Origin of the sequence: Polaribacter sp. IC066, from assembly GCF_007997085.1 — a bacterium.
In the GTDB taxonomy this organism is placed as follows: Bacteria; Bacteroidota; Bacteroidia; order Flavobacteriales; family Flavobacteriaceae; genus Polaribacter.
This window is the reverse complement of sequence record NZ_VORR01000044.1, coordinates 23,210-35,382: the sequence shown is the minus strand read 5'-3', so window position 1 is coordinate 35,382 and position 12,173 is coordinate 23,210. Positions and strand designations below refer to the sequence as shown.

Below are 12,173 nucleotides of genomic sequence, written 5' to 3'. Positions count from 1 at the left end.
TTTTTAGCGTATTGGAATTACACTTTTAAGGTACTGAAATTTAGAAACTTAAAGGAATAAAAATGCTACTTTTTTTATTCCTTTTCTCTTTGTTTTCAAGGGGTAGTGACCTGCGAAACTTGAGGATAATAGTCTTGCTATTATTATAACACATAATTTAGAAGGTAAAATTTTAACATCAAATACGATGGCCGGAAAAATATATGGATATTCTAAATCTGATTATATAGACCATTCTATTTCAGATTTCCTTTTTGAAGATGATAAATTGCTGTTTAATGAAAACTATTTAGATGCTATTAAAACCAATAAAATAACGAGAGGTACCTTAAGAATATTAAACAAGCAAGGAAAGATTGTTTATATGTTGTACAACAACTATTTAATGGAAGAAGATGGTAAAGAACCTTACGTAATTAGCTCTGCGGTAGATATTACCAAGCGTATCTTAATGGAGAAAGAGCTAATAAGATCTAAAAAAGTTACGGAAGAGTTGGCGCGCTCTAAACATAATTTTTTGGCAAATATGAGCCATGAAATTAGAACCCCAATGAATGCCATTATAGGAATCAGCCGTCATTTACAGAAATCTAGTTTAAATGATGAACAACATAGTTATTTAAATATTATTTCAACGGCATCTGAGAATCTGTTGGTTATTATTAATGATATTTTAGATTTATCTAAACTAGAAGCCAATAAGTTGTCTTTTGAAAAAATTGCTTTTAAACCCAGACAGGTTATAGAAAATGCATTAAAAGTAATGCAGTACAAGGCAGAAGAAAAAGGAATTCAATTAACCAATAGTTATTGTGATAGACAACTATCGTCAGTATTAATTGGAGATCCGCATCGGATTAATCAAATATTGCTAAATGTAATTTCTAACGCCATAAAATTCACTGAAGTAGGAAGTGTTGATATTTGCTGTAATGTTTTAACAGAGAACAATCTTTCGCAAGTGTTAGAGCTTAAAATAACGGATACAGGTATCGGTATGGATTCATTATTTTTAAAAAAGTTATTCGAAAAATTTACGCAAGAATATGAATCAAAAGGAAGAAATTTTGGCGGCACAGGTTTAGGGATGGCAATCACCAAGTCTCTAGTAGATAATATGGAAGGCGATATTTCTGTAGAAAGTAAAATAAATGAAGGAACGACAATATCTATTTCGTTCACCCTAAAAAAAGGACAAGAAATAGATTTGAAGAAAAAAGATAATACAGTTGTTACTGCTACGAACTTAAAAGGTAAAAGAATACTTGTGGTTGATGATAATATTATGAACAGAATGGTGGCAAAAGTTATTTTAAAAGATTTCGATGTAATTATTGCAGAAGTGAGTAATGGTGAAGAAGCTGTGAATTATTTAAAGAATCATAAAGCAGATTTGGTGTTGATGGATATTCAAATGCCCATATTAAACGGTTATAAAGCATCTGAAGTAATTAGAGGAGAGCTAAATTTAGAGGTTCCTATTATCGCGTTAACTGCAAATGTGATGAAAGGAGAAAAAGCAAAGTGTCTTGAAGCCGGCATGAATGATTATTTATCAAAACCTTTTGATGAAGAACAATTTCTTCAAATTATTACTACCTGGATAGGGAAATCAAATTATTGTATTTCTTAAGATTTTATTAGTCAGCGATGTAGTGCGCCGAGCTACCTTTCTTTTAACTGAGTAATCTCTTTAAACAATGGTAGCTTCCATTGTATTTTAAGTAACCAGATATGAATATTAGTTGGTGTTCATTTTTAGGTGTTTCGTAGGTCTAAAATAAGTTTAGACTAGTTATTTTATAGCTTCTTATAGGCAAGATTAGTCGTAAAATAAATCTACTTTTATACAAAATACTTTGCTTATTGTACTTTGAAGATTGAAAGCTTTAAATAAAGTGTGATTTAAAACCTATACTAACTTGCTTTATTTACTTCTCAATAGATACAAGGAAAAAAATATTTTTGTTGAGATATTTTTTCGATAAGAGTCCGTTTTATTTTTTTAAATTCAAATACCGAATCTATTTTATCCTATACTATCCTTTCTAGGGAGTCTGTTCAGTTTAATCTCATTGAAAAAACTCATTATTATTCAAACTTAAAATAGCCGATTACAAGCGTTATTTTAAGGGGGGGAGAAGCTTATGTTTTAAAATAGTTTATTTTGAGTAAATAACTTTTTTAACCGCATAAAAGTGCTCTTTTTAGAAAAATTATTTTTAAGAAAATTGCCTATGTAAAGTGCTTTTAAAAGGTGTAAATTTTTTATTAAAAAATTAAATTTCTACAAAAAATATTACGCTATGTCAGTCCATTATTTCTTTAATAAATCTTTAATTAATAGACTATTTCCGTTTTATATTTTAATCAATAAAAACTTACAAATTATTAATTTTAAAAAACCACAAAACACCCATCAGTTTTTTCAATATCAAGTCCTCAAATAGTTGTAAATTCTTTTGATAATTTAATAATATTAGAAAAACAAATAGTTTTCATAGAACTGTCTATTGATAAAAAAGTGAAGCTACGGGGGTAGTTTGAGTATATGCAGAATACCGAAGAAATATTGTTTTTAGGTTCGCCTTCCCTTAAAGCTTTAGACCAGGTTGCAGAAAATGATTTTTCTAAAGATAATTCGTTGTTATTAAACCCTTATGATAGTCAGTTTGTTGAAAAAAAAATAGAGAGCTTACAGAACTCGTATCAATATTAGAAAAGCAAAACGAAGAATTAAAAATAGCAAATAAAGAATACTACGATATTTCTTTATTCTCTAAACAAAGTCTCGATCCTAATATTAGGATTAATTTTGAAAGAGATTTACTACAAAATAATCCAATAGCAACTGCTCTTAATTCTATCAAATATAAAAGTAAAACACATACTATCGAACTTTTTTTAAAACATATTGCTGCTAAAATTGATAAGAATAAAAAACAATGGAATTTCGAGGCAAGCGCCAATAAAATTGAATATTCTTCTGTCTGTATCGCATTGCATAAGTATATTTATATTTACGGCAGAGAAATTACCAAACAAAGCGCATATCAACAAGAATTAGAAAAAATATCTCTTATTGTTCAAGAAACTATAAATGCAGTTATTATTGCTGATGCTAGTGGCAAAGTAAAATGGGTACATAAAGGTTTCGAAAGAATTACAGGATATACTTTAAAAGAAGTAAACGGCAAAGCACCAGGATCTTTTTTACAAGGAAAAGAAACTAATTTAGAAACAGTAGCCTATATGAGGCAACTAATTAAGAATTCTAAACCTTTTGTTTGTGAAGTTTTTAATTATAAAAAAGCAGGCCAAGGGTATTGGTTGCGCATTAAAGCCCAGCCTATTTTTGATAATAACGGAACAATAATCAACTTTTTTGCTATTGAAGAAGATATCACAAAAATGAAAGCAATTCAACAAATAGAAGAAAGTGAAAATATATATAGCTTTAATCAATAACAGTCTTGCCATTATTATCACACATAATTTAAAGGGTAAAATTCTAACATCAAACCCGATGGCAGCAAAAGTATGTGGCTATTCTGATGCGGAATATATAGATTATTTTATTTCAGATTTTCTTCTTGAAGATGATAAACCTCTTTTTAAAGAAAATTATTTAGAGACTGTTATTACAAACAAAGTAACAAGCGGAACTTTAAGAATATTAAACAAACAAGGTGAAGTTGTTTATACGTTGTATCATAATTATTTAATGGAAGAGTCAGGAGAAGAGCCTTATGTAATTAGTTCTGCGGTCGATATTACAAGTCGTATTCCGATGTAAAAAGAGTTGATCAAATCGAAACAAGTAACCGAAAAACTAGCACGTTCTAAACATATTTTTTTGGCGAATATGAGCCATGAAATTAGAGTCTCTATGAATGCAATTGTAGGAATGAGTCGCCAATTACAAAAATCAAGTTAAACGACGAACAGCAAAATTATTTAAATATTATTGAAACTACTTCAGAAAATTTATTGGTAATTGTTAATGATATTCTTGATTTCTCTAAATTAGAGGCTCATAAAATGTCTTTTTAAAAAATTGCTTTTCAACCAAAATTAGTTATTGAAAATGTATTAAAAGTGATGCAGTATAAGGCAGGAGAAAAAGGAATTGAGTTAACAAATAGGTGTTGCGACCCAAAACTATCGTCAGTATTAATAGGTGATCCAGATCGAATTAATCAGATAATACTCAACGTAATTTCAAACGCCATAAAATTCACTGAAATAAGCAGTGTAGATGTCAGTTGTCATGTTTTGAAAGAAGATGATAATTCGCAGTATTTAGAAATAAAAATTACTGATACAGGGATTGGTTTGGACGCATTATGTATACAGAAAATATTTAAAAAATTTACGCAAGAACATGAAGCCAAAGGTAGAGGTTTAGGGATGGCTAGTACCAAAACTCTGGCAGATCATATGAGAGGTAAAACATTAGTAATGAGTGAAATAAATAAGGGAGCTACCATTTCTGTAATGTTTTATTTGGAAAAAGGAAAGGCTTATAATCTAAAGAAAAAAAAGTATATTGCTGTTACTTCTAAAGATTTAAAAGGAAAAAAATACTTGTTGTTGATGATAATAGAATCATTAGAATGGTAGCCCAAGTTATTTTAAAAGATGATCACGTAGTAGTATCAGAAGCTAATAATGGCGAAGAAGCGGCAAATTACTTAAGGAACAAGATAGATTTGGTTTTGATGGATGTTCAAATGCCCACATTAAATGGGTATCAAGCATCAGAAATAATTCGGAAAGAACTAAAGTTAGAGTTGCCGATTATAGCGTTAACTGCAAATGTTATGAAAGGAGAAAAAGAAAGATGTCTTAAAGCTGGTATGAACGATTATTAATCAAAACCTTTTGATGAAGAACAATTTATTCAAGTAATTAATACTTGGATAGGGAAATCAAATGACGTTAAAGCTTAAAAGACAAATTACTGATTTTTTGACGCTCATTACAGGTGTCTACTAAAAATACTTTAGTTTCAAATAACTATTTTAAATACATATTATTACGCATAAATTGTTGTGTGTAGATTTTAGTTAGACGTTTTAATTATGAATAAAATTGTACTATAATCTGTTCTTTTTGTAGTTTACACGTCACTCAGATAAAGTTCGTTGAGAAAGTCTTGTTTCCCTGCTTGCCCGCAGATTGTGTCTTATAGCGAAGCAGTCTTAAGTCTTTTTAACGGACACCCGTAGATGCTCGTATAAAAAATATCGTTTTGTTGCCATTCAATTGTTACCTCTATTAGCCAATTATACTCAAGCTAATTTCATGGTAACTTATGGGGGTGTTTTTCTTGACACTCTCATCTTGTTTCTTAAAAAAAAACACTAGTCTTATTGTTTAAATAATAATTCTTAAAATCAACTTTTTTTGTTTGATGGCTAGCGATTGTTTTCAAACAGTTTAAAATAAAAGCATTAAAAATACTATATTTGACCATCAAACAGAACTTCATGAAAAAAATACTTTTTTTAGTCATTTTTGCCGCATTTGCTTACAGTTGTCAGCAAAGAGAATCTCCCGTTATTTTTAAAAGGTACGATGAAACAACCAAACTTAAAGAACAGCAAAATCACGAAAGTAACAGAATGCAATTTAAACTGATGCAGTCTAAATATATAGATATGAACACAGTTTTTAAACCATTTGTTGATGATTTAGCGTACTTTTCAGAAAAAGAGTACCAAGAGTTAAAACCATTAGTTTTAGAACAAAATATACCTTCACTTCAAAAAAGCGTTCAAGAGGGTGCTTTATCTTACGAAAAATTAACATTGTTTTATTTATATCGAATTAGAAAGTTTGAGAGCGATTCTACGCTGTCTTTAAATAGTATTATTGCTTTAAATCCGAATGTTTTAAAAGAAGCTCGAGAAAAAGATCAACAAAAAGAGAATATTTCTGAATTTTCTATGTTTGGAATGCCAATTTTATTAAAAGATAATATCAACACAAAAGAAAACCCAACAACTGCAGGCGCTGCAGTTTTACAAAGAAACTTTACAGAAAGTGATGCTTTTATTGTATCAAAATTAAAAGAAAATGGCGCTATTATTTTAGGAAAGGTTAATTTAAGTGAATGGGCTTATTTTTTCTGTTCGGGGTGTCCTTTAGGATATTCTGCAATTGGCGGCCAAACTTTAAATCCGTACGGAAGAGGTGTTTTTGAAACTGGCGGAAGTTCAGCAGGAAGCGGGGTTGCCGTTGCTTCTAATTTTGCGGTAGCTGCGGTAGGCACCGAAACCTCTGGGTCTATTACATCGCCATCAAGTCAGAATTCTGTAGTAGGGTTAAAACCAACAATAAGTGTTTTAAGTAGAACAGGTATTGTGCCCATTTCATCAACTTTAGATACTCCTGGGCCCATGACAAAAAACGTAATTGATAATGCAATTTTTATGAATGCGATGTTGGGTTTTGATAAAAAAGACACTGCTTCTAAAGAAATTAAGGAAGATTATTATAAAAATGGATTCAAAAACGATTTAAAAGACAAAAAGGTAGGTGTTTTAAAATCATTACTATCAGACTCTATTTATGCTTTTTCGGTCGATAAATTAAAAAAAGCAGGCGTTGAAGTTGTAGAATTAACTCCGCCAGAAATTTCATTTAACGGTTTTATAACGCTTTTAAATATGGATATGAAACATGATTTACCTGTATATTTATCAGAAAATGCAGAAAAATCTATTCTTGTAAAAAATGTAAAAGATGTTGTTGCGTTTAATAAAAAAGATTCACTTTTAAAAGCACCTTACGGGCAACAATTATTTGAAGGCATTGTAAAAGATTCAACGACTTTAGAAGAATTAGAAGTGATAAAAAAGAACTTAAATAGCGAAGGAAAGAGATTTTTACAGTCTTTACAAGAGCAAAATCTAGATGCTATTTTGTCTATTAATAACTATCATTCTGGTATTGCAGCGGTAGCTTTATATCCAACATTAACAGTTCCTATGGGATACAAAACATCTGGTGAGCCCGTAAGTTTAACGTTTATTGGTCTTCCTTTTTCTGAAAGAAAATTATTAGAAATTGGGTATGCTTTTGAGCAATTAACAAAGGTTAGAAAGATGCCTAAAAACTATCAATAGAAAGAAATTAAATTCATTTAAAAAGAACTATTTTTGCATTCGTTTTAGTTTTTAGAGAATCAAAACTAAAGTTATTAGAATATATACTGCCAAAAGCAAATTGCAATAGGCGAAAAGCTACAAATATGCGTACAAAAACCATCAAAAAAAATAAGATTAACGTTGTTACTTTAGGGTGCTCAAAAAACATTTACGATAGTGAAGTTTTAATGGGGCAGTTAAAAGCAAATGGTAAAAATGTGGTTCATGAAGATCCTGATGATGATGGCAATATTGTTGTAATTAATACCTGTGGCTTTATTGGCAAAGCAAAGGAAGAATCTATAGATACTATTTTGCATTACGCAAAACGAAAAGAAGCTGGCGAAATTGATAAGGTTTTTGTTTCTGGTTGTTTAAGCGAACGTTATAAACCAGATTTAGAAAAAGAAATTCCGAATGTAGATCAGTATTTTGGTACACATGATTTACCCAATTTATTAAAGGTTTTAGAAGCAGATTATAAGCACGAGTTAATTGGAGAGCGTTTAACAACTACTCCAAAACATTATGCTTATTTAAAAATTGCAGAAGGCTGTGATAGACCTTGTTCATTTTGTGCAATTCCGTTAATGCGCGGAAAACACAGATCAACACCCATAGAAGATATCATTACAGAAGCAACTAAATTAGCCGAAAAAGGAATTAAAGAAGTCATGCTAATTGCGCAAGATTTAACGTATTACGGATTAGATATTTACAAAAAAAGAGCTTTGGCACAATTGTTAGAAGCATTGGCAAAAGTAGACGGAATTGAATGGATTAGAATGCATTACGCTTTTCCTACAGGTTTTCCGATGGATGTTTTAGACGTGATGAAACGCGAGCCTAAAGTGTGTAATTATTTAGATATTCCGTTGCAACACATTAACACCGAGTTGTTAAAATCGATGAAACGTGGAACAACGCATGAGAAAACCACGGCGTTAATTCATAAGTTTAGAGAAGCGGTTCCTAAAATGGCAATTAGAACAACTTTAATTGTTGGGTATCCAGGAGAAACGGAAGCAATGTTTCAAGAATTAAAAGATTGGGTAGAAGAAATGCGTTTTGAGCGTTTAGGTGCTTTTGAATATTCTCACGAAGAAAATACGGGTGCGTATGTTTTAGAAGACGATGTTCCGGCAGATGTAAAGTTTCAGCGGGTAAATGAAATTATGGAAGTGCAATCGCAAATTTCTTGGGAATTGAATCAACAAAAAATAGGAAAAACTTTTAGATGTTTGTTTGATAGAAAAGATGGCGAATATTTTTATGGAAGAACAGAATCTGATTCACCAGATGTAGATAACGATGTTTTGGTAGATGCTAGAGAACATTATGTAAAAATAGGTGAGTTTATTGATATTAAAATTCATGAAGCTGGCGATTATGATTTATACGGAACTCCCGTTAAAAAGCAAGAAAAACCTACCTCTTTAAATCAAAAGAAAAATTAGTGTTTTATATTTTTTGAAAGCCTCTAGGCTGAATTTATTTCAGCATCTAATAATATTCTACAAGGTTCTTTTGCCGAATTTATTTCGTAACCAAAACCTTGTAGGTATTTTTAATTAAAATAGTTTCTTTTAAACCTACAAGCTCAAAAGAAGACCTTGCAGGAAAAAAATATTCAGGAAAAAATCTGGCAGGTTTTTAAAACCTGTTAGGTCTAATTTTTACAAAGCATTTTGATTTTTCCGGAATTTATAATTTACATTCGCTTCAAATAAATTGTAACTTTTATGAAAACTTATTTTAATTGGAGTTCAGGCAAGGATTCAGCATTAGCGCTTTACAAAATTTTACAAGATCCGACGTATGATTTAGATGTATTAGTCACAACAATCAACAAAGATTTTGATAGAGTTTCTATGCACGGTCTTCGAAACGATTTATTATTGAAACAAGCTAAATCTATAGGAATCACTTTAAAGACTATCGAGTTTCCGGCAGATGTAACGATGGATTCTTATGCAGAAATCATGAAAGAAGCGATGGATTCTTTGGTAGCAAAAGGATATTCTCACGTAATTTTTGGCGATATTTTTTTGGAGGATTTAAAAGCATATAGAGATATAAAATTAGCAGAAGTAAATATTACAGGCGTTTACCCTCTTTGGAAAAGAGATACAAAAGAAATTTTACAAGAGTTTTTAGATTTAGGATTCAAGGCAATTACAGTTTGTGTAAATGCTAAAGTACTAGGAGAAGAATTTGTTGGTAGAGTTATTGACGCGCAGTTTATAAAAGATTTACCTGAAAATGTTGATGTTTGCGGAGAAAATGGCGAATTCCATACGTTTGTTTTTGATGGACCTATTTTCAAAAATCCAATTGATTTTAAGATAGGTGAGAAGGTACTTCGCTCGTATACTTTACAAGATCATGAAGAGGATACTAGTCATCAAGCCACAAAAGAAAAACCAAATCACGACAACAGCTTTTGGTATTGCGATTTGGTTTAAATAATTATTTTTTTAAATATTTACAAGGTTGAAAAGAAACTCTGTAGGAAAACAAACAATCTTTAATTCTTCAATTTATTAGAATTTAATAAGAAAACAGCATTTGCTAAAAACAGTTTACCATTTTCCCAAAAAGATCTGAATAACGGATTATCAACCATATAAATAATACTTCCGCTTCCTTTTTGTTCTTCACCAAATAATAACGATTCAGGAATATTTTTTACAGCTGCACTACCTGCATAACCAGAAACGTTTTGGGTGTTTTTATTAAAATAAGCAACATTTCCGCCATCTTTTAAATAGTTGTAAGAGGTTTCGCTTAACTTTAATGAAAAGTATTCTTCGGTATAACCAAAGCCTAAAGGATGTGTTGTATCTATTTTACTTTTAAAAATAGCGCCCGTAATTAAGTTTTTTACACTTTTGCGTTCTTCCTCTGCATACGGCGTTAAATTCGAGTTTTTATCATTTTGGCTGTCTGCTTTTTTCGCTGTCAAAGCAAAACCTTTTTTATCAGCAAAACTATGTAAGGCAGTTCCTATAGCTATTAAGGTTCCTCCAGAACGTGTCCATTTCGTTAATTTATCTAAAGTGCTTCTAGTTAAAGTACCTCCATAATATCCTTCAGGAATAATAATAACATCATATGCAGAGAAGTTGGCATTGCTAAAATACTCTGAATCAATAATAGTTAAAGGATAGTGTAATTCGGTTTCGAAAAAATGCCAAATTTCACCAAAACTTAACGAAGAAGCTCCGTTACCAGAGAGTAACGCTACGTTTTGTTTGTGAATAGGTTTTACCGAATACGAACCAAAATCTGAACCAGAATCTACAAAACCAGTGGTAACTGGCTGCAATACTCTTTTATTTGTATTGGCAATTTTTATTAATTCTTCATCAAAAGTTTCTTGTTTATTATCATTTCTTAAAATGATTAAAGTACCTCTTCGGTATTTTTTTCCGGCAATAGAAAATGGTTTTTCAGAAAAACGAGGAGTAATATTATTTTTTAAAAGTTCTCCTAAAAAAGTTGCATCCTCTAAGCTAGTCCATTTAGAGATGTAAGCATACGCGCTTTTATCCATTGCGTTTAAAGTAAAAGCTTTAGCCATCATTGCAGAAGAATTTACTTTACTTTTAGAAGCAACAGCATTAAAACCGTGCGCATATGGTAAAGACCAAGCGGTAATATCATAGGTTAAAGAATCTACTAGTTTTGCTTTTGGTTCAAACAAAATTTGAACCATTTTTCCTTTTGGCTGATTGGTATGAATTACCAAGTCGCCTTTATTCGCATTCAATTTATCTTCTTTTTGTGTCTTAAAATTATAGCCTTTTACTGTTTGTTCAGAGGCATATTCGTAGGTAATTTCATGCGTATCTAATAATTTTTTTAGACGATTTGTTTTATCTTGATTTTCATTTTTTAGTACAAAACTTTTATAGCCTAAATTATCGTTATTAAAAAATTTTCTAAATTCAGCGTTTAATTTTTCTGCATTTTTAGATGAAATTTCTACGGTAGACAAACCTGTTGACGTATGATGAATAGCTCTGTCTTTTAGTGTTAAAATTTCACCTTCATTTGTCTGAACTCCTAATCCACCTCTTCCACCTCCTGCTTGCTCATACGTCATACCAATTGAGCCCATAAAAGTAGGGTAGGTATCACCATAACTTGGGTATAGTAAATCGAAACTTTCTTTTGTAAAATATAACCAACCTTCTTTGTCGAAGTATTTCGCATGATTTTTACCAATTTGAGTTTGAAAATCACGTTGCCATTCAGAAATGATTTCATGAAAAGGTTCGGCTGCCGGCGCAAAATAATAAGGACTGTTAATGCCTTGTTCGTGAAAATCTACATGAATATGCGGCATCCATTTGTTGTAAATTTTAATTCTTTGTTTAGATTCTATTTGTGTTGCCCAAGCCCAATCTCTATTCAAGTCAAATAAATAATGATTTGCTCGTCCGCCGGGCCAAGGCTCATGGTGTTCTTTTGCGTCTTGTGCTGTGTTGTAAGGCGTACTTTTTACTTGGTTGTACCAGTTTACGTACCGATCTCTTCCGTCAGGATTTATACACGGATCTATAATTATAACGGTGTTTTTTAACCAATCTTTTTTGTGAGTTACTAATTCGTAAAGTGTTAACATAGAGGCTTCTGTGCTAGAGGCCTCATTTCCGTGCACATTATAACTTAACCAAACAATTGCTTTTTTGTTATCTGTATTTTCGGTTAAAATACCGGTTTGAGAAAGATTAGAGGTTCTAATATTCTCTAAATTAATAATATTTTCTTCGGATGAGATATAGCTAACATACAAAGGTCTATGTTCATTTGTTTCGCCATATTTTTCTAATTTTACATTTGATAACGTGTTGCTTACGTATTTAAAATAGTCTACAACTTTATGATGTCTTGTAAAACGAGAGCCAATTTCATAGCCTAAAAATTCTTGAGGAGATTGTATTTCTTGCGCAAAAATATTTCCTAAAGTTAAAAAAGTAAGGAGAAAAAGAGAGTTAATTTTCATAAAATAGA

The 12,173-nt window shown here is 30.9% G+C and carries 12 protein-coding genes and 1 pseudogene; 12 read left to right on the top strand and 1 reads right to left on the bottom strand.

Annotated elements, in window-relative coordinates:
* Positions 1 to 133: 133 nt before the first annotated feature.
* The 12 genes and pseudogenes from ES044_RS19280 to ES044_RS13885 form a co-directional block, all read left to right on the top strand.
* A pseudogene (locus tag ES044_RS19280) lies at positions 134 to 454 on the top strand (PAS domain S-box protein); the annotation flags it as partial.
* Positions 452 to 1,633, top strand: coding sequence for a response regulator (locus ES044_RS13925; protein ID WP_262713732.1), 1,182 nt, complete (start codon positions 452 to 454; stop codon positions 1,631 to 1,633). The pseudogene ES044_RS19280 and the gene ES044_RS13925, both read left to right, overlap by 3 nt.
* A gap of 918 nt (positions 1,634 to 2,551) precedes the next feature.
* Positions 2,552 to 2,719, top strand: a complete 168-nt coding sequence (locus ES044_RS18615) for a hypothetical protein (protein ID WP_189663336.1) — start codon at positions 2,552 to 2,554, stop codon at positions 2,717 to 2,719.
* 281 nt (positions 2,720 to 3,000) lie between these two features.
* Complete coding sequence (locus ES044_RS18610; RefSeq protein WP_190311498.1) at positions 3,001 to 3,468, top strand: PAS domain-containing protein; 468 nt, start codon at positions 3,001 to 3,003, stop codon at positions 3,466 to 3,468.
* Complete coding sequence (locus ES044_RS13915) at positions 3,440 to 3,796, top strand: PAS domain S-box protein (protein ID WP_147187303.1); 357 nt, start codon at positions 3,440 to 3,442, stop codon at positions 3,794 to 3,796. The genes ES044_RS18610 and ES044_RS13915 overlap by 29 nt, the downstream gene beginning before the upstream one ends.
* A gap of 6 nt (positions 3,797 to 3,802) precedes the next feature.
* Complete coding sequence (locus ES044_RS19275; RefSeq protein ID WP_262712583.1) at positions 3,803 to 3,937, top strand: hypothetical protein; 135 nt, start codon at positions 3,803 to 3,805, stop codon at positions 3,935 to 3,937.
* Positions 3,919 to 4,053 (top strand): histidine kinase dimerization/phospho-acceptor domain-containing protein, encoded by a 135-nt coding sequence (locus ES044_RS19385; protein ID WP_147120558.1) that lies wholly within the window; start codon positions 3,919 to 3,921, stop codon positions 4,051 to 4,053. Before ES044_RS19275 ends, ES044_RS19385 begins: the two co-directional genes overlap by 19 nt.
* Before the next feature lie 48 nt (positions 4,054 to 4,101).
* Positions 4,102 to 4,623, top strand: a complete 522-nt coding sequence (locus tag ES044_RS13905; protein ID WP_189663338.1) for a sensor histidine kinase — start codon at positions 4,102 to 4,104, stop codon at positions 4,621 to 4,623.
* Positions 4,617 to 4,874, top strand: a complete 258-nt coding sequence (locus ES044_RS13900; protein WP_147120554.1) for a response regulator — start codon at positions 4,617 to 4,619, stop codon at positions 4,872 to 4,874. The genes ES044_RS13905 and ES044_RS13900 overlap by 7 nt, the downstream gene beginning before the upstream one ends.
* Before the next feature lie 618 nt (positions 4,875 to 5,492).
* The gene (locus tag ES044_RS13895) at positions 5,493 to 7,133 is read left to right on the top strand and encodes an amidase family protein (protein WP_147187302.1); all 1,641 of its coding nucleotides are present in this window, start codon (positions 5,493 to 5,495) and stop codon (positions 7,131 to 7,133) included.
* Between the two features lie 125 nt (positions 7,134 to 7,258).
* Positions 7,259 to 8,611 (top strand): 30S ribosomal protein S12 methylthiotransferase RimO, encoded by a 1,353-nt coding sequence (gene rimO, locus ES044_RS13890; protein ID WP_147187300.1) that lies wholly within the window; start codon positions 7,259 to 7,261, stop codon positions 8,609 to 8,611.
* 285 nt (positions 8,612 to 8,896) lie between these two features.
* Positions 8,897 to 9,619: a diphthine--ammonia ligase gene (locus tag ES044_RS13885; protein WP_147187297.1), complete on the top strand. Its 723-nt coding sequence runs from the start codon at positions 8,897 to 8,899 to the stop codon at positions 9,617 to 9,619.
* A 62-nt stretch (positions 9,620 to 9,681) separates the two neighbouring features.
* Here the strand turns inward: ES044_RS13885 and ES044_RS13880 are convergent, their stop codons facing one another.
* Positions 9,682 to 12,165, bottom strand: a complete 2,484-nt coding sequence (locus tag ES044_RS13880) for a M14 family metallopeptidase (protein WP_147187295.1) — start codon at positions 12,163 to 12,165, stop codon at positions 9,682 to 9,684.
* Positions 12,166 to 12,173: the final 8 nt, after the last annotated feature.